Below are 18,910 nucleotides of genomic sequence, written 5' to 3' on the forward strand. Positions count from 1 at the left end.
ACACTGCGTGTGGCTTTATTTTTTTAGACTATTTTCGCCATTTTGGCTAACCGGCTAGAAGCATGTGCATGGCAAATTTATGATAGCAATCATGATGATGGGATGAATATAGATGTTCTACATTATTGGACCTAGAGGCTCAGGAAAAACGACGATTGGTAAAAAACTCGCAGAAAAAACGGGTTACCAGTTTATTGACACCGACAAACTTATTTTTGAACATGCGGGAATGAGCATCGCTGATATTGTCCAGCAACAAGGCTGGGACTATTTTCGTCAGCTTGAAAGCCAAATTCTTGCATCAATCGAACCACAAAAAGCCATTGTTTCAACAGGAGGGGGAATTATATTAGCCCCTGAAAATCAGAAAGTTATGCGAGATAATGGGACGGTAATTTATTTACGATCCACTGCTGAAACTCTCGCACAGCGGCTGGCGGCCGAGCCTCAAGCAGAGCAGCGGCCGAGCTTAACAGGAAAATCTCTGATAGAAGAAATTGCAGAGGTAATGGAGCAGCGTGATCCTATCTATTTATCGACTGCGCACCACGTTATTGATGCCAATCAATCCATTGATGCTATCATTAACCAGATCGCAAATTTAAGATAAATATTAGGTATACCAGTGCCTTTAGGAATAAACCTCTTAATGAGGTGCATTGGTAACGAGATAATTATTGTGGTATCTAATTGTTAATCAATAGATAAAATTATCACCATAAGAAAGGGAATCATTATGTTGGCAAAGATAATAAAAAAAGTACTGAAATTTTTGTTTCGTGTCGAAGTCATTGGCAATCCAAATGAGTTCAATCAAGACAAATGTATCATTACGCCAAACCATGTCTCTTTTCTTGATGGTGTGTTGATTGCGTTATTCTTACCAGTAAAACCGGTATTTGCCATGTACAGCACAGTGGCAACGCCTAAAATGATCAAGCGTCTTAAGCCTTATGCCGATGTTGTTGCATTAGATCCAAAGAACCCATTAGGCCTCAGGCACCTTGTTCGTGAAGTGGACAAAGGTCGCCCCGTTGTTATTTTTCCAGAAGGTCGCATTTCTGTTCATGGCTCTTTAATGAAAATCTATGAAGGCGCTGCTTTCGTCGCTGCCAAATCAGGGGCAAAAATTGTTCCTATTCGTATTGATGGTGCTGAGCGAAGTTACTTTGGGCGCCTAAAAGGGGTTATTCCGTTAAAGTGGTTCCCAAAAATCAAGTTACATATCCTACCTGCTGAGGCCATTCCTATGCCGGATGCGCCTCGTGCTATTGAACGCCGCGCATTAGCAGGTGAACACCTTTACCAAATCATGAAAGCGGCACGTATGGCAAGCCGCCCGCAAATGACGTTAGTCGAAGCCTTTATTGATAGTATTGAGCGTTACGGGCGTCGTTCTCGTTGCATTGAAGATATCGCTTTTAAAGAAGATAACTATCAAGGGTTGCTGAAAAAATCTCTTGGTGTTGGGCGAATTATCGAACGCTATACCCATGAAAATGAACGTGTAGGGTTATTGCTACCCAATGCGACAGTGACAGCGGCTGCAATTTTTGGTTGTTTAATGCGTGGGCGAGTGCCTGCGATGCTGAACTACACTGCAGGGAGTCATGGGATCAGTAATGCACTGAAAGCGTCGACGGCGAAAGTGGTTTTCACCTCAAGACAATTTTTGGAAAAAGGGAAACTCACTCATATTCCTGAGCAAGTGCCTGAAGCCACTTGGATTTATCTTGAGGATTTAAAAGACACAGTCACCTTGCAAGATAAGTGGTGGATTGTTAAGCATTTATTCTCACCGCGTAACGCTATTATTCCTCGTAACGTGGATGATGAAGCCATTGTGTTATTCACCTCCGGCTCAGAAGGAACACCTAAAGGTGTAGTACATAGCCATCGTAGCTTAATGGCGAACGTTGAACAGATCAAAACCATTGCTGATTTTACGCCGCGTGACCGTTTTATGTCATCACTGCCGCTATTCCACGCATTTGGATTAACGGTTGGGTTATTTATTCCGCTGTTTTCGGGTAGCCGTGTTTTCCTATACCCAAGCCCACTACATTACCGAATTATTCCTGAGTTAGTGTATGACCGAAATTGTACTGTTCTGTTTGGAACCTCAACGTTCTTAGGTAATTACGCACGTTTTGCCCACCCTTATGATTTTGCAAGAGTACGCTATGTTGTGGCTGGCGCAGAAAAACTGTCGGATAAAACCAAGAAAATTTGGTACGAAAAATTTGGTATTCGTATTCTTGAAGGCTATGGGGTGACTGAGTGTGCGCCAATTGTTTCTATTAATGTACCTATGGCGGCGAAAGAAGGTTCTGTAGGGCAAATTTTACCCAGTATGGAAGCCCGTATTATCCCATTACCGGGTATTGAACATGGTGGGAAACTTCAGCTGAAAGGCCCGAATATTATGAAGGGCTATTTACGTGTAGAAGCGCCTGGCGTGTTAGAAGAGCCAAAAGCGGAGAATGCTCAGGGCGAGTTAGAGCCTGGCTGGTATGATACAGGGGATATTGTTGAGTTAGACAATAAAAACTTCTGTACCATTAAAGGACGAGTAAAGCGCTTTGCTAAACTCGCTGGCGAAATGGTTTCTCTTGAAAGTATTGAGCAAATGGTGGCTGAGATATCTCCAAGTTGCGACCACGGTGTTGTGACTAAGCCCGACAGTAGCAAAGGAGAAGCATTGGTGTTATTTACCACGGATAAGGATCTTGACCGTGGTGCATTATCTGCCGCCGCGAAAGGTAAAGGTTTAACAGAATTAGCAGTTCCACGGGATATCCGCTGGGTTAAAGCCTTACCTGTATTAGGTAGCGGAAAAACGGATTTCGTGACATTAAAACAGATGGCGTTAACAGGGGAATAATATGCAGGAGAGCACACCAAACACGCCACTGTTGAGTACAGGGATGAAGGCCGTTCTGGCATCTCAGTTTCTTTCTGCATTTGCTGATAACGCGTTATTATTTGCGATATTAGCGCAGCTAAAAGCTGAGTTTTATCCAGAATGGAGTCATCCAATTCTACAAATGGTGTTTGTCTTCACTTATATTGTACTGGCGCCATTTGTGGGGCAAATTGCGGATAGATTCTCTAAAGGCCGCGTGATGCTGTTTTCCAATATATTTAAATTTGTTGGAGCATTGGGGATCTGCTTAGGGGTTAATCCATTCCTATGCTATGGGTTAGTCGGTGTGGGCGCTGCGGCGTATTCCCCGGCCAAATACGGTATTTTGGGTGAGCTTACTGGTGGCGATAATTTAGTCAAAGCTAACGGTTTAATGGAAGCCTCAACGATCGCAGCGATTTTAGTGGGTTCTGTGGTAGGCGGTATGCTTTCTGACATTAACCTATTACTGGCATTAGGAACCTGCTCTTTACTGTATGCGTTAGCGATTATTGTTAACTTCTTTATTCCACATTTAGCGGCAGCAAGACCAGGAACGGGATGGAATTTCAAACTGTTGCTGACAGATTTTTTCTCCGCCTGTCGTATTTTATGGGCTAATCAAGAAAGCCGCTTTTCCCTTGTGGGTACCAGCATGTTCTGGGGCGCTGGGGTGACATTGCGTTTCTTACTGGTAGCATGGGTACCTGTAGCTCTCGGCTTGCAAGATAATACAACCCCGACCATTTTGAATGCGATGGTTGCAGTCGGTATTGTGGTAGGGGCAGGGTTAGCGGCGAAATTTATCACCTTAAAAACGGTCTATCGCTGTATTCCTGCTGGGGTCGTGATTGGGGTTATGGTGGTTTTCCTTTCACTGCAAACCAATATTATTCCTTCATATTTTATTTTGATGGTATTAGGGATTTTCGGGGGGCTATTCGTGGTTCCTCTGAATGCTTTACTCCAAGAGAAAGGTAAAGAAACGGTCGGAGCAGGTAATGCTATCGCAGTACAAAATCTCGGTGAAAATAGTGCGATGCTATTAATGCTAGGGTTATATTCTCTGGCGATAAAGGTCGGATTCTCAGTCGTGAGTGTGGGTGTCGGTTTTGGTGTAGTGTTTGCGATCGCGATTGCAGGGTTGTGGATTTGGGATCGCGCTCGTAAAAAAACAGCATAATGGTGAATAGCCAAATGATAAATGAGAAGCAACTCGAGACATTAAGTATTCAGTTAGGACAGCGTTTACTGCAACTTGATAAAACAGTGACGGCGGCAGAATCCTGTACTGGTGGATGGATTGCCAAAGTGTTGACGGATATCTCTGGTAGCTCAGCTTACTTTAACCGTGGGTTTGTGACTTACAGTAATGAAGCCAAACATCAAATGATTGGGGTAACGAACGACTCATTAACGCGCTTTGGTGCAGTGAGCCAGCAAGTTGTTCAGGAAATGGCACTTGGTGCATTAAATGAAGCTCAGGCAGACTTTGCGATATCAGTCAGTGGAATTGCCGGCCCGGGTGGCGGAAGCAAAGACAAACCAGTCGGGACAGTTTGGTTTGGTTTTGCATTAAAGCAGGTAAATGGCACTGTGGATGTTGTGACTCGTCATCAGAGATTCGAAGGTGATAGGTATCAAGTTCGTTTGCAATCAACAGGTTATTCGCTGGAAACACTTTTACAGTTAATCTCTGAAAAATTTTCTTGATACTGTATGATTATACAGTATACTTAGTTCCATCAAATCGAATTCAATCGTTTTATTCGCAATGGTTGTCACCATTGCCTTAGGGAGTAAACATGGCTATTGATGAAAACAAACAAAAAGCACTTGCTGCGGCATTAGGTCAAATCGAAAAGCAATTCGGTAAAGGTTCTATTATGCGTCTTGGTGAAGACCGCACAATGGATGTTGAAACCATTTCAACAGGCTCTTTATCTCTTGATGTTGCTTTAGGTGCGGGTGGTTTGCCATTAGGGCGTATTGTTGAAATCTACGGTCCTGAATCTTCAGGTAAAACGACATTAACTCTGCAAGTTATTGCTGCAGCACAACGTAGTGGTAAAACTTGTGCATTTATTGATGCTGAGCACGCGCTTGACCCTATCTACGCAAAAAAATTAGGCGTTGATATTGATAACCTGCTGTGTTCCCAACCAGATACGGGTGAGCAAGCGTTAGAGATCTGTGATGCATTAACTCGCTCTGGTGCGGTAGACGTTATCATCGTTGACTCCGTTGCAGCATTAACACCAAAAGCTGAAATTGAAGGCGAAATCGGTGATTCTCATATGGGTCTTGCGGCGCGTATGATGAGCCAAGCAATGCGTAAATTAGCGGGTAACCTGAAAAACTCAAATACCTTGCTAATTTTCATCAACCAGATCCGTATGAAGATTGGTGTGATGTTTGGTAACCCAGAAACCACGACAGGTGGTAACGCGCTGAAATTCTACGCTTCTGTCCGTTTAGATATCCGCCGTATTGGTGCTGTGAAAAACGGCGAAGAAATTGTTGGTAGCGAAACTCGCGTTAAAGTGGTGAAAAACAAAGTTGCAGCGCCATTTAAACAAGCTGAATTTCAAATCCTTTATGGTGAAGGTATCAATACCTTCGGTGAGCTGATTGACTTAGGTGTTAAACATAAGCTAATTGAAAAAGCAGGCGCTTGGTACAGCTATAACGGCGATAAAATTGGTCAAGGTAAAGCGAACTCGACAACTTACCTGAAAGAACATCCTGAAGTTGCACAGGAAATTGATAAAAAGCTGCGTGATTTATTATTAAATCACACTGGTGAATTTAATAGTGCAGCGACTGATTTCATCAGTGATTCTGATGAAGAAGAAGTTCCTGAAGAATTTTAATTCAACGCTAACTTTTTGAAATAAAATGATATCAAAAGCGCCGATCTTAATTGATTGGCGCTTTTTTGCTTCTACCTATCACAATAATAGTTTATTGAACAGTTTTTCTGTGGAAAAATACCCTAGCCAGAGGTATAAACATACTTTCAGAAAATATTCAGACGCTTTACAATGAAAGCCACGAATGGATGTATCTATATTTTACTTCTATACAAAGAGACTTTATCTTATCAGTCACTTTTTAATCGGAGAGTTGATTAGAGGTGATGTTACATTCCATCTCAACAATTCGTAATTCTGTTTCCAGCTTGATATCGGGATAAATATGAGTAAAAGCACCGCTGAGATCCGTCAAGCGTTTCTCGACTTTTTCCATACGAAAGGTCATCAGGTGGTAGCCAGCAGTTCGCTAGTGCCAAATAATGACCCTACACTATTGTTCACTAACGCAGGGATGAACCAGTTCAAAGATGTATTTCTTGGACTGGATAAACGAGCATATTCCCGAGCGACAACCGCACAACGTTGTGTACGTGCAGGTGGTAAACATAACGACTTAGAAAACGTGGGCTATACCGCTCGCCACCACACATTCTTTGAAATGTTAGGTAACTTTAGCTTCGGTGATTACTTTAAACACGATGCTATTCGCTTTGCATGGGAACTTTTAACCAGCGAACAGTGGTTTAACCTGCCAAAAGAAAGGCTGTGGGTGACTGTATACGCGACTGACGATGAAGCTTACGATATTTGGAACAAAGAAATTGGTGTTCCTGTCGAGCGTATTATTCGTATTGGTGATAATAAAGGTGCTCCTTACGCGTCTGATAACTTCTGGCAGATGGGTGACACAGGGCCTTGCGGACCTTGTACCGAAATTTTCTTTGACCACGGCGATCATATCTGGGGTGGTCCTCCAGGAAGCCCAGAAGAAGACGGCGACCGCTATATTGAAATCTGGAACCTCGTCTTTATGCAGTTCAACCGTCAATCTGACGGTACCATGGAACCATTGCCAAAACCTTCTGTAGATACAGGTATGGGGCTGGAACGTATTTCTGCGGTTCTGCAACACGTGAATTCTAACTATGAAATCGATATTTTCCGCGAACTGATAGCAGCAGCAGCAGAAGCGACAGGTGCAACTGATTTGTCCAACAAATCTTTGCGCGTCATTGCTGACCATATTCGTTCATGTGCGTTCTTGGTTAGTGATGGTGTTATTCCATCAAATGAAGGTCGTGGTTACGTTTTACGTCGTATTATTCGCCGTGCGGTACGTCATGGTTACATGCTGGGTGCGAAAGAAACGTTCTTCTATAAATTAGTTTCTACTCTAATTAAAGTGATGGGGCCCGCAGCGGAAGAGCTACAGCGCCAACAAGCTTTAGTTGAGAAAGTCTTAAAAACTGAAGAAGAACAGTTTGCACGTACTCTAGAACGCGGTCTGCAATTATTAGATGAAGAGCTGGCATCATTGAAAGGCGATACGCTAGATGGTGAAACGGCATTCCGCCTCTATGATACTTATGGATTCCCGTTAGATTTAACAGCTGACGTTTGCCGTGAGCGCAATCTCAAAGTAGATGAAGAAGGCTTTGAGCGTGCAATGGAAGATCAGCGTCGTCGTGCGAGAGAATCAAGCGGCTTCGGTGCAGACTATAATGCCCTGATCAAAGTTGACAAACACAGTGAATTCTCAGGCTATCAGCATGATGAACAGCAAGCGACTATCACTGCATTATATAAAGATGGTCAACCGGTTGATTCCCTGCAAGCGGGGGATGAAGGTTTAGTCATCCTCGATAAAACTGCATTCTACGCAGAATCAGGCGGTCAAGTTGGTGATACTGGTGTTCTCAAAAATGACAGTGCTAGCTTTACTGTTACAGATACCCAAAAATATGGTCAAGCAATTGGTCATGTGGGTAAAGTTGAATCGGGCTCATTAGTTGTTAACCATCGAATTGCAGCTATAGTCAATAGTGAAAGACGTAATGCTATTCGTCTAAACCACTCGGCGACTCACTTATTACATGCAGCATTACGCCAAGTTTTAGGCGAGCACGTTTCTCAAAAAGGCTCGTTGGTGAATGATAAATATCTCCGTTTTGACTTCTCTCATTTTGAAGCGATGACACAACAGCAACTGCGTCAAGTGGAAGATATTGTCAACGCGCAGATCCGTCAAAACTCAGAAATTGAAACTGAGTTGATGGATTTAGAGGGTGCTAAAGCGAAAGGGGCTATGGCATTATTCGGTGAAAAATATGAAGAGCGCGTACGTGTTCTGAGTATGGGGGATTTCTCCATCGAATTATGTGGTGGTACACATGCTAGCCGCACAGGAGATATTGGCCTATTCAGTATCTTAAATGAGTCTGGTACCGCTGCTGGGGTTCGTCGCATCGAAGCGACAACTGGCGCAGCTGCGATGGAACATTTACATGCCCAGTCAGAACAACTTTCTGCGATTGCTCACCTGTTAAAAGGTGACGTAAATAGCCTCGTAGAGAAAGTTAAAGCTGCATTAGATAAATCACGAAATCTTGAAAAAGAGATTTTGCAATTAAAAGATCAGCAAGCCTCTCAAGAAAGTGCTTCACTAGGCAGTAAAGCGAAAGATATTAAAGGTATCAAACTATTAGTTAGTCAATTAACCGATACAGATCCTAAACTATTGAGAACAATGGTCGATGATCTAAAAAATCAACTGAAATCGGCGATTATCGTGCTTTCAACCACAAGTGGTGATAAAGTCAGTATAATTGTTGGTGTGACTAATGATTTGACTGCTAAAATTAAAGCAGGTGATTTGGTATCCTATGTTGCAGGGCAAGTAGGCGGTAAAGGTGGCGGTCGACCAGACATGGCGATGGCTGGAGGTACTGACGTAAGCGCATTACCAACAGCGATGGAAAGTGTTGAACAATGGGTTGATTCTAAACTGTAATTGCTGTGAAGTTACCCCATTTTAGTGGGGTAACTTTAATCTGTTGCAGCATTGTTAATATGTTGCCGGTAGTGTTATATTTTGCTTGTAAATAATTAGAATTATTGCCTTGACGGCATCAATGCTTTAGGTGAATGTCATTGCTTTACGTTTTCACGGTGTGTGATGGACAATAGCGGGGAATACCTAGAGACCCGACTCTTTTAATATTTCAAGGAGCAAAGAATGCTTATTCTGACTCGTCGAGTTGGTGAAACACTCATGATAGGCGATGAGGTAACAGTGACCGTATTGGGCGTAAAAGGCAACCAAGTACGTATTGGTGTTAATGCCCCAAAAGAAGTTTCTGTTCACCGTGAAGAAATTTATCAACGGATCCAGGCCGAAAAGACTCAACCAGACAATCAATAATAATAAATAAGCGTCCAGTGAGTTATCACACAGCAATAATGGGCGCTTGTCTTTCTCTTTTTTATCTTTAGTGGCTCCCTAATTTTTCTATTCTTTAATTGGCTTAACACATTATGTTGGTGTTGAGCGCTATCTCTTTGAATGAATCCACCTTTCTTTCTGTGTTGTTTTTATACTGCGAAGCTACGCGCTATCAACTTTCTCTATTTTTTTCTGAATTTTTTATAATGAGGGCGAAGATAATAAAGGGGCAAAAAAGCACGGAAACATCGCTTTTTCGGTGTTAAACTAATCATCTTGCTTGTGAAATGTGCAAACGATCGTTGGAATGCAAAAAGTTTGGAAAAATTGTTTGACTTCTAAGTCTAGGAAAGTAATATGTGCGCCACACAGAGACGAGATGTTTAAACAAAAACAAATCGCATGTGACTAAAATATGGTGAGGTGGCCGAGAGGCTGAAGGCGCTCCCCTGCTAAGGGAGTATGCGGTCAAAAGCTGCATCGAGGGTTCGAATCCCTCCCTCACCGCCATTTTAGGCTCTGCATCCGTAGCTCAGCTGGATAGAGTACTCGGCTACGAACCGAGCGGTCGGAGGTTCGAATCCTCCCGGATGCACCATTTTTACCTTATGAGTAATGCTGATAGGGTGATGTTTTGGTTTATAGCGAACTAAAACAAAAGTAGTTTAGATTTCATATGGTCTTAAAGCTAATAAGATTTATAACCATAAATATTGAAGTAGATTTTGATTAAGCAGTATTGAGAGAGAAGTACGTATTGCACTAAAATGCATCCGTAGCTCAGCTGGATAGAGTACTCGGCTACGAACCGAGCGGTCGGAGGTTCGAATCCTCCCGGATGCACCATCTCTTAAACATTTCTGTCAGTATCAACAATTCTGTCATCAATTTAATAAATCCAAACTACAGCTGTAGTCATACAGCATCGATTGATAATCGACAAATTTTGCATCCGTAGCTCAGCTGGATAGAGTACTCGGCTACGAACCGAGCGGTCGGAGGTTCGAATCCTCCCGGATGCACCATCATTAAGAAACTCCTCAAATTGAGGAGTTTTTTTTTGCCTAAAAATCATTAACAATTTTATTCTCTCCTTTTTCTTTTTCTTTTTCTTTTTCTTTTTCCTGTTTTCTCTTTGGGTAAACCACACATCTAGACAGCGACAATTTATGTGATTTACGCTAAAGTAATCACCTTATTAAAATAAAACTAAATCACAGGCGGGAGGTCGATTTGATCCCGGACGTATCAAAAGCGCTCTCATGGTTAGAAGCGCACCCGGAAATTCTCAATGGCATTCAACGCGGTATTGAGCGTGAAACATTACGCGTGACACCCCAAGGCGCGTTAGCCGAGACATCACATCCAGATGAACTGGGGAAAGCACTCACCCATAAATGGATCACTACGGATTTTGCGGAATCCTTACTCGAATTTATTACACCTGTAGATAAAAGCATTAGCCACAACTTGGCTTTTTTGCGAGATCTGCATCGTTATACGGCACGTCATTTACACGATGAAAGAATGTGGCCGTTAAGTATGCCTTGTTTTATTGCAAGTGAAGATAAGATCACACTGGCGCAATACGGTAGCTCCAATGTGGGGCAGTTTAAAACACTGTATCGTGAAGGGTTAAAAAACCGCTATGGAGCATTAATGCAAACCATCGCGGGGGTGCACTATAACTTCTCATTCCCAATCGAGTTTTGGAAAGCGTGGGCAGGTGTTGAAGACGCAGAAAGCGGGAAGGAAAAAATTTCTGAAGGCTATTTACGTCTAATCAGAAACTACTATCGCTTTGGTTGGGTGATCCCATATTTATTTGGCGCATCTCCAGCTATCTGTGGCTCTTTCTTAAAAAACAGAGAGACCTCACTGAATTTTAATAAAACTGAGTGTGGTACTTATTATCTGCCTTATGCAACCTCATTGAGAATGAGTGATTTAGGTTACACTAATAAATCTCAGAGTGATTTAAATATTACGTTTAATCACCTTGACGAATATGTGGAAAATCTGAAGAAAGCTATTCATAAGCCTTCCGCTGAATTTGAAAAGCTGGGCGTGAAAAAAGATGGCAAATACGTTCAGTTGAACACCAATGTGCTACAGATCGAGAACGAGCTGTATGCACCAATTCGTCCGAAGCGTGTACCTCAAGGCAACGAATCACCTTCTGATGCATTATTACGTGGCGGTATCGAATATATTGAAGTTCGCTCCCTAGATATTAATCCATTTAGTCCGATTGGTGTTAATGAAACCCAAGCTCGCTTTGTGGATTTATTCCTCATCTGGTGTGTGCTTGCCGATGCCCCGGAAATGAATGTTCAAGAGTTGGATTGCTGTCGCAAAAACTGGAACCGCGTGATCCTTGAAGGTCGTAAGCCGGAGCAGGTCATTGGCTTTGGTTGTGGTAGCGAGCTTAAACCATTGGTTGAAGTGGGACAAACGCTGTTTAAAGATCTGATCCGTGTGGCTGAAGTCTTAGATACCTGCTGTGATGCCAAATACAAAGACGTGTGTCATCAGTTTGTCGCCATGTTTGAAGATCCAAATTTGACCTATTCAGCGTTGGTGATGGATGAAATGCTGGAAAAAGGTATTGGTGGTTATGGGTTAGAATTAGCTGAAAAATATTATCAGCAGTTAATTAATGAACCTTATGAAGTCATCACAGAAGAACAGTTTGAACAGGCACGTTTGGCTTCAATTGAGAAGCAGAAGCGAATGGAGCAAGGTCAGGCCGAAAACTTTGAAGAGTATCTTAAGACCCACGCAGGACGCTAAAAGAAAATGGCCACAACGAGGTGGCCAAATAAAAATCTTTTAAAGAATTAGGGATGATAACAATTTGTGCGTCTTTCATATATTAGGACTCTGCATTTTTGGATTAGTTTCATTTTTTTCAAAATTATTTTTTTTATTTTTATGGAGGTCATGAAATGCCGTTATTAGACAGTTTTACTGTGGATCATACGCGTATGGCTGCTCCTGCTGTTCGTGTAGCGAAAACGATGACAACGCCTCATGGAGACAATATCACCGTATTCGATTTACGCTTTACAGTTCCAAATAAAGAAGCAATGACAGAAAAAGGAACGCATACCCTAGAGCACCTTTTTGCTGGCTTTATGCGAGATCATCTTAATGGTAATGGTGTTGAAATCATCGACATTTCGCCAATGGGATGCCGTACAGGCTTCTATATGAGCTTAATTGGTCAACCGGATGAACAACGTGTTGCAAAAGCCTGGAAGGCTGCTATGCAGGATGTGCTACATGTGCAAGACCAAAATAAGATCCCAGAGCTTAATGTGTACCAATGTGGTACTTACATGATGCACTCTCTTGAAGAGGCTCAGCAAATTGCACGGAATGTGCTTGCGAAGGATATTCTCGTCAATAAAAACGATGAACTTGCATTGCCAGAAGAAAAGCTTGCCCAGCTTCACGTTTAATTGTTGAAAAAATAGACTGAAAAGCCTTAAAATCACTGTCAATTGATCAGGATTTTAAGGCTTTTTCTTTGAAATGAATCATTAAAATTCAGGAGTTTGTGAGTCAAAACCGAGTGGGGTAATTTTTACTTGCTTGATAATATTATCGCTGATCACTAAAACTTCGATAGCATAGTGACCAACAACAATTTGTTCTTCTAGCTGTGGAATATCACCTAATACTTCTAAGACCATCCCATTAACGGTTCTAGGACCATCAATAGGGAGGTTCCAATCAAATGCTTTATTCAGGTCACGAATGTTTGCTGTTCCATCCACAAGGACGCTACCGTCGCTCTGAGGCATGACTTCTTCAGCTAAAGAAGGAGACATTGACGTTGTGAAATCACCAACAATTTCTTCCAAAATATCTTCTACGGTGGTCAAACCTTGAATCTCGCCATATTCATCAACGATGATGCCAAGCTTCTCTTTTTTATGCTGGAAATTAACCAACTGAACGTTGAGTGGCGTACTATTGGGAATGAAATAGATATTATCGGCAGCTTTGATTAAATTCTGTTTGTTGAACTCGCGTTTTTCTACCATCAATCGATAAGCTTCTCGTACACGCAAAATACCAATCAAATCATCAAGAGAATCGCGATACAGGACAATACGCCCATGAGGGGAGTGGGTGAGCTGCCTAACAATCGACTTCCAATCATCATTAATATCGATTCCCACAATTTCATTACGTGGCAGCATAATATCGCCAACGGTCACTTTGTCTAAATCAAGAATCGAAATCAGCATATCTTGATTACGGCGACTGATCTTGTTTTTGGACTCATGAACAATGGTACGCAACTCTTCTTTGTTGACCGCATCATTACGAGTGTTTGAGACTTTTATCCCACAGCAACTCATAAAAAGGGTGGAAATAGTATTAAGTGCCCACACAACAGGTAGCATGATTTTTTGCAGTGGGCTAAGAATAAAGCTACTGGGGAAGGCAATACGTTCTGGGTACAGTGCAGCGATGGTTTTTGGTATCACTTCTGCAAATAACAAAATAATAAATGTGAGTGCACCTGTTGCAATGGCGACACCCATATTGCCATATAAGCGTATCCCGATAATAGTTGCGAGAGCAGAGGCAACAATGTTGATGAGGTTGTTACCTATCAATACTAAGCCCAGCAAGCGATCGGGATGGCGTAGTAGTTTCTCAACACGGATAGCGGAGCGATTACCTTGTTTCGCTAAATGTTTTAACCGATAGTGGTTCAACGTCATCATGCTGGTTTCTGACGCTGAAAAATAAGCGGATAAAAAAATTAAAACAATCAGTATGATGATTAGAGTACCAGTAGATACTTCATCCAAAACAAGGTTCCTTATTTATAACGGTCGTTTGAGACCAAAATGACTTTACACCATGGTTAATTGCTGAATTAATCGATTACCAAAAAACGCTAAGGTAAGGATAAGTGAGCCGCCCACATGGAAAAAGAGGACGCGTTTGCCTCGCCATCCACCATGAAAATGCCCCCACAGCAAAATAACGTAAACAAACCAAGCAACGACGGAAAGTACGGATTTGTGGATATTCTCTTTATCAAAGATGTTATCCATATAAATAAAGCCCGTGCACAGCGTTAATGTTAAGAGAATGACACCAACCTGAGTAACGTGAAACATTTTACGCTCAATGACCATCATTGGCGGCATATCGGGGCTAAATTTCAGAATTTTATTTTTAAGTTGGTAATCAATAATGGCGACTTGAAACGCATATAATGCCGCGATAAGCAACGTAGCATAGCTCAATAACGCTAAGCCAATATGGATAAATAATGGGGTGCTTGCCTCTAAATGAGTAATAAACTCACCAGGCATAATCGTAGATAAAATCAGGTTAATAATCGCGAAACTATACACAATAGGGGTTAAGTACCACGCACGCCCTAAATAGGAAACCACTGTCATAATCAAACACATTAAGAGACTGACAGAGGAGCCTAAATTTAAGAGGGTGAGATTTTGCCCGCTGGCTTCACTAAAAATTTGTAATTTCAACGTGATTGCGTGAGTAACCATCGCCACGATAGCTAATAAAATAGCCAATCGACGATAAAGAGCTTGCTTGCGCACTTGTCCAGGAACGATCAGCAGCAGACTGACCATGTATGTACAAACTGCTATGACTGCAAATACGGGCATAGTATAGTGTCGTTATTCATTTTAAGTGGATAGTAATTATCTAGTATAACCCGTGCAAGTGTAGGCTCCAACCATTGGTATGACGTATCGCTGTATATTCTTTACTAATCGCTCATTTAGGCTAACTAAACGAAGCAGCGAAACCCCATCAAGTGTGATACAATCGGCGACCAACACAGCGTTGAATTGTGCCGTGGCTATCTTGAGTTTGCCCTTGAAATACAGCGCGCGAGTAACCAAATAAGGCTACACATAGGCCCATAACAGAATTGAGCTAAGACACATGTTTGATAATTTAACTGACAGACTATCGCGCTCTTTGCGCAATATCAGCGGGCGTGGACGTCTGACTGATGACAATATTAAAGATACATTACGCGAAGTTCGCATGGCGTTACTGGAAGCCGACGTTGCTTTGCCAGTCGTCCGTGAATTTATTCAAAAAGTCAAAGAAAGTGCTGTTGGTCAAGACGTTAATAAAAGCCTAACACCGGGCCAAGAGTTCATTAAAATTGTTCAAAATGAACTGACCCGCGCAATGGGTGAAGAAAATCATCAGCTGAATTTATCTGCTCAGCCTCCGGCTGTTGTGTTGATGGCAGGTTTGCAAGGGGCGGGTAAAACAACCAGCGTTGCAAAACTGGGTAAACTGTTAAAAGAAAAGCAAAAGAAAAAAGTTTTAGTGGTCTCTGCCGACGTTTATCGCCCTGCGGCGATCAAACAGTTAGAAACTTTAGCACAAGCGGTTGGGGTTGATTTCTTCCCATCTGAAGTGCAAGAAAAACCAGCGGCAATTGTTCAAAAAGCCTTAAAACACGCACAATTACAATTCTACGATGTGTTGTTAGTGGATACCGCTGGTCGCTTACACGTTGATGAAGCGATGATGGAAGAGATCCAAGAAGTCCATCGTATTATCAATCCGGTCGAAACCTTGTTTGTGGTCGATGCCATGACGGGGCAAGATGCGGCAAACACAGCGAAAGCCTTTAACGAAGCGTTACCATTAACTGGGGTTGTTTTAACCAAAGTTGACGGTGATGCGCGTGGTGGTGCTGCATTATCCATCCGCTCCATTACCGGTAAGCCAATCAAATTCTTAGGGGTTGGTGAAAAAACTGATGCCCTTGAGCCATTCCATCCAGAGCGTGTGGCTTCACGTATTTTAGGCATGGGGGATGTGTTATCTCTGATTGAAGAGATTGAACACAAGGTTGACCGTGATGAAGCAGAGAAATTAGCGAAGAAGCTGAAAACAGGGGATACCTTTGATTTCAATGACTTCTTAAACCAGCTAAAACAGATGCGTAATATGGGCGGAATGACTAGCATGCTGAGTAAGATGCCAGGTATGTCCCAGTTACCGGATGCAGTTAAATCACAAATGGATGACAAAATTACCATCCGTATGGAAGCGATGATCCAATCCATGACGCGTAAAGAACGCGAAAAACCAGAGATTATCAAAGGATCGCGTAAACGTCGTATTGCTGCGGGTTCTGGAACCACAGTACAAGAGGTTAATAAACTCTTAAAACAGTTTGATGATATGCAGCGCATGATGAAAAAGATGAAAAAAGGCGGTCTCGCCAAGATGATGCGCGGTATGAAGGGTATGATGCCTCCGGGGTTCCCGGGGCGTTAAGCAATAAAGCCTGAAACAAAAGTGTACTTTTGATTGATTTTTGCGTCAAAGTGAGTAAACTTTTCGGGCTTTTTATATGACAGCCGGACTCTATCCCTCGATGGAGTCTGGTTGTTTTGTTAACTAATGAGGATGTTATGGTAACAATTCGTTTATCTCGTGGCGGCGCTAAAAAACGTCCGTTCTACCAAATCGTTGTAACCGATAGCCGCAATGCGCGTGACGGTCGTTTCATTGAGCGTATCGGTTTCTTCAACCCGATCGCTGCAGGTCAAGCAGAAGAACTGCGTTTAGACCTGGACCGTATTGAGCATTGGGTTGGCTTAGGCGCAACTGTTTCTGACCGTGTTGCACAACTGGTCAAACAAGCTAAGAAAGTAGCTTAATCTGTCACGGTGGTAACAATGAGCAAGCAAACTAAACTACTGCCTCCTGCAAACCCAATTGTATTGGGCAAATTAGGCGCGGCATACGGTATTCGTGGTTGGCTCAAAGTTTTTTCCTCCACCGAACATGCTGAAAGTATTTTTGATTATCAACCTTGGTTTATCCAACGCTCTGGTCAATGGCAACATATTGAAATAGAAGATTGGAAACATCATAACAAAGATATCATCGTCAAGCTCAAAGGGGTCGAAGACCGCGATGCAGCTGCTCTCTTGACCAATTTCGAAATTGCGGTTGATTCAACCCAACTTCCTGATTTGGACAACGACGAATACTACTGGAAAGACCTTATGGGCTGCCATGTAGTGACGTCTGAGGGTTACGACCTTGGTACTGTCATTGATATGATGGAAACGGGATCGAACGACGTTCTCGTGATCAAGGCAAATTTAAAAGATGCATTTGGCATCAAGGAGCGGTTGGTTCCGTTTCTTGATGGGCAGGTTATCAAGAAAGTCGATCTCTCCACCAAAACTATTGAAGTGGAGTGGGATCCTGGTTTTTAAATCTCCGGTTTACCGGTTTTTATGAGTGGGATAAATCATGTGGATTGGGGTAATTAGCCTGTTTCCCGAAATGTTCCGCGCAATAACCGAGTACGGGGTAACTGGTCGGGCAGTGAAAAATAGCCTGCTAACGGTTGAGTGTTGGAATCCGCGAGATTTTACTCACGATAGACACAAAACCGTTGATGATCGCCCCTATGGTGGTGGTCCGGGCATGCTGATGATGGTGCAACCGTTAAAAGATGCAATCCACGCAGCAAAAGCTGAGGCCGGTGATGGTGCAAAAGTGATTTATCTTTCGCCTCAAGGTCGCAAACTCGGTCAAGACGGAGTTTGTGAACTGGCAACAAATGAGAAGATAATTCTTGTTTGTGGTCGTTATGAAGGTATTGATGAGCGGATCATTCAAACCGAAATTGATGAAGAATGGTCAATCGGTGATTACGTTCTCAGTGGCGGGGAGCTCCCTGCTATGGTGTTGATAGACTCAGTATCTCGGTTTATTCCTGGAGTACTCGGTCATCAAGCTTCAGCTCAAGAAGATTCTTTTGCGGATGGCTTGTTAGATTGTCCTCACTATACCCGACCAGAGGTGTTAGACGGTATGCAAGTTCCTGATATATTACTGTCAGGAAACCATGCCAAGATCGATAGCTGGCGCATGAAGCAGTCACTCGGTCGTACCTGGCTTAGAAGACCTGAGCTTCTAGAAAGCCTAGCTCTGACTGACGAGCAGAGGATGTTGCTAGCTGAGTTCCAACGGGAATTTCAGGCTGAGCAACCAGTGAATCCAGACAATTAATTGTCTAAACATATCAGTTTACCTAGGGTAAGAGAGTTATTATGAGCAACATTATTAAACAACTTGAACAAGAGCAGATGAAGCAGGACGTACCTTCATTCCGTCCGGGTGACACCGTGGAAGTTAAGGTATGGGTCGTAGAAGGCTCTAAAAAACGTCTGCAGGCATTTGAGGGCGTGGTTATCGCTATCCGTAGCCGCGGTCTGCATTCTGCATTCACTGTTCGTAAAATTTCTAACGGCGAAGGTGTTGAGCGTGTATTCCAAACTCACTCTCCAGTCGTAGATAGCATTGCTGTTAAACGCCGTGGTGCTGTTCGCAGAGCTAAACTGTACTACCTGCGTGAGCGTTCTGGTAAGGCAGCTCGTATCAAAGAGCGTCTGAACGCCAAGTAATACGCTTTCGCTACATCCGAAAGTTAAAGGGCCCGCATTTGCGGGCCTTTTTTATATTCGTCATATTTCGCGCTGTGGCGGTGTTGGCTTCATTCAGCCACACAGGTCACATACTTATGTATGCTCCCTGCGCTGTCTTCATTTTGCCGCCTAGCCACAACTCGAACTATTTAGAATAAATAGAGTTAATAAGTCATATTTCGCGCTGTGGCGGTGTTGGCTACGTTCATTCGCACTAGTCACATACTTCGTATGCTCCCTGCGCTGTCTTCATTTTGCCGCC

General features: G+C 42.8%; 16 protein-coding genes and 4 tRNA genes. 18 read left to right on the top strand and 2 right to left on the bottom strand.

Translation table 11 applies throughout. The features are described from left to right. The first annotated feature begins 112 nt into the window (after positions 1–112). The 13 genes from aroL (at position 113) to luxS (ending at position 12,627) form a co-directional block, all read left to right on the top strand. Positions 113–610 carry a shikimate kinase AroL gene (aroL, locus tag LDO51_RS11545; protein WP_225574688.1) on the top strand — a complete coding sequence of 166 codons (498 nt, stop codon included), beginning with the start codon at positions 113–115 and terminating at the stop codon, positions 608–610. Between the two features lie 126 nt (positions 611–736). Beyond that, on the top strand, positions 737–2,884 hold the full coding sequence (aas, locus tag LDO51_RS11550; RefSeq protein ID WP_225574689.1) for a bifunctional acyl-ACP--phospholipid O-acyltransferase/long-chain-fatty-acid--ACP ligase: 2,148 nt from the start codon (positions 737–739) through the stop codon (positions 2,882–2,884). A gap of 1 nt (position 2,885) precedes the next feature. Then, a complete protein-coding gene (lplT, locus tag LDO51_RS11555; protein ID WP_225574690.1) occupies positions 2,886–4,088 on the top strand; it encodes a lysophospholipid transporter LplT in 1,203 nt (400 codons plus the stop codon). 14 nt (positions 4,089–4,102) lie between these two features. After that, positions 4,103–4,618, top strand: a complete 516-nt coding sequence (gene pncC, locus LDO51_RS11560) for a nicotinamide-nucleotide amidase (RefSeq protein WP_225574691.1) — start codon at positions 4,103–4,105, stop codon at positions 4,616–4,618. Positions 4,619–4,710: 92 nt separating this feature from the next. After that, complete coding sequence (gene recA, locus LDO51_RS11565; RefSeq protein ID WP_036954212.1) at positions 4,711–5,778, top strand: recombinase RecA; 1,068 nt, start codon at positions 4,711–4,713, stop codon at positions 5,776–5,778. 325 nt (positions 5,779–6,103) lie between these two features. Continuing rightward, the gene (alaS, locus tag LDO51_RS11570; RefSeq protein ID WP_225574692.1) at positions 6,104–8,731 is read left to right on the top strand and encodes an alanine--tRNA ligase; all 2,628 of its coding nucleotides are present in this window, start codon (positions 6,104–6,106) and stop codon (positions 8,729–8,731) included. Positions 8,732–8,956: 225 nt separating this feature from the next. Further along, the gene (csrA, locus tag LDO51_RS11575; RefSeq protein WP_004264815.1) at positions 8,957–9,142 is read left to right on the top strand and encodes a carbon storage regulator CsrA; all 186 of its coding nucleotides are present in this window, start codon (positions 8,957–8,959) and stop codon (positions 9,140–9,142) included. 438 nt (positions 9,143–9,580) lie between these two features. After that, a tRNA-Ser gene (locus LDO51_RS11580) sits at positions 9,581–9,673 on the top strand. Positions 9,674–9,684: 11 nt separating this feature from the next. Further along, positions 9,685–9,761 (top strand) — tRNA-Arg (locus tag LDO51_RS11585). 171 nt (positions 9,762–9,932) lie between these two features. Then, positions 9,933–10,009, top strand: a tRNA-Arg gene (locus tag LDO51_RS11590). 102 nt (positions 10,010–10,111) lie between these two features. Further along, positions 10,112–10,188: transfer RNA gene (locus LDO51_RS11595), tRNA-Arg, on the top strand. A gap of 208 nt (positions 10,189–10,396) precedes the next feature. Continuing rightward, on the top strand, positions 10,397–11,956 hold the full coding sequence (gene gshA, locus LDO51_RS11600) for a glutamate--cysteine ligase (protein ID WP_225574693.1): 1,560 nt from the start codon (positions 10,397–10,399) through the stop codon (positions 11,954–11,956). Between the two features lie 155 nt (positions 11,957–12,111). Next, entirely contained in the window at positions 12,112–12,627 is a 516-nt protein-coding gene (gene luxS, locus LDO51_RS11605; protein WP_225574694.1) for an S-ribosylhomocysteine lyase, read from the top strand. Positions 12,628–12,708: 81 nt separating this feature from the next. Here the strand turns inward: luxS and LDO51_RS11610 are convergent, their stop codons facing one another. Together LDO51_RS11610 and LDO51_RS11615 are read right to left on the bottom strand one after the other, a co-directional pair. Further along, positions 12,709–13,995, bottom strand: coding sequence for a CNNM domain-containing protein (locus tag LDO51_RS11610; protein WP_225574695.1), 1,287 nt, complete (start codon positions 13,993–13,995; stop codon positions 12,709–12,711). A 45-nt stretch (positions 13,996–14,040) separates the two neighbouring features. Beyond that, positions 14,041–14,832, bottom strand: a complete 792-nt coding sequence (locus LDO51_RS11615; protein WP_225574696.1) for a cytochrome C assembly family protein — start codon at positions 14,830–14,832, stop codon at positions 14,041–14,043. 283 nt (positions 14,833–15,115) lie between these two features. Between LDO51_RS11615 and ffh the strand changes: the two genes are divergently transcribed. The 5 genes from ffh to rplS all read left to right on the top strand — a co-directional run bounded on the left by ffh (position 15,116) and on the right by rplS (position 18,627). Beyond that, positions 15,116–16,477 carry a signal recognition particle protein gene (gene ffh, locus LDO51_RS11620; protein ID WP_225574697.1) on the top strand — a complete coding sequence of 454 codons (1,362 nt, stop codon included), beginning with the start codon at positions 15,116–15,118 and terminating at the stop codon, positions 16,475–16,477. Between the two features lie 137 nt (positions 16,478–16,614). Continuing rightward, complete coding sequence (gene rpsP, locus LDO51_RS11625) at positions 16,615–16,863, top strand: 30S ribosomal protein S16 (RefSeq protein WP_036949828.1); 249 nt, start codon at positions 16,615–16,617, stop codon at positions 16,861–16,863. 18 nt (positions 16,864–16,881) lie between these two features. Continuing rightward, a complete protein-coding gene (rimM, locus tag LDO51_RS11630) occupies positions 16,882–17,430 on the top strand; it encodes a ribosome maturation factor RimM (protein WP_036949830.1) in 549 nt (182 codons plus the stop codon). Positions 17,431–17,467: 37 nt separating this feature from the next. Next, the gene (gene trmD, locus LDO51_RS11635) at positions 17,468–18,232 is read left to right on the top strand and encodes a tRNA (guanosine(37)-N1)-methyltransferase TrmD (RefSeq protein WP_036949832.1); all 765 of its coding nucleotides are present in this window, start codon (positions 17,468–17,470) and stop codon (positions 18,230–18,232) included. Positions 18,233–18,273: 41 nt separating this feature from the next. After that, the gene (rplS, locus tag LDO51_RS11640; RefSeq protein ID WP_036949834.1) at positions 18,274–18,627 is read left to right on the top strand and encodes a 50S ribosomal protein L19; all 354 of its coding nucleotides are present in this window, start codon (positions 18,274–18,276) and stop codon (positions 18,625–18,627) included. Positions 18,628–18,910: the final 283 nt, after the last annotated feature.

The organism is Providencia alcalifaciens (genome assembly GCF_020271745.1).
Taxonomy (GTDB): Bacteria; Pseudomonadota; Gammaproteobacteria; order Enterobacterales; family Enterobacteriaceae; genus Providencia; species Providencia alcalifaciens_B.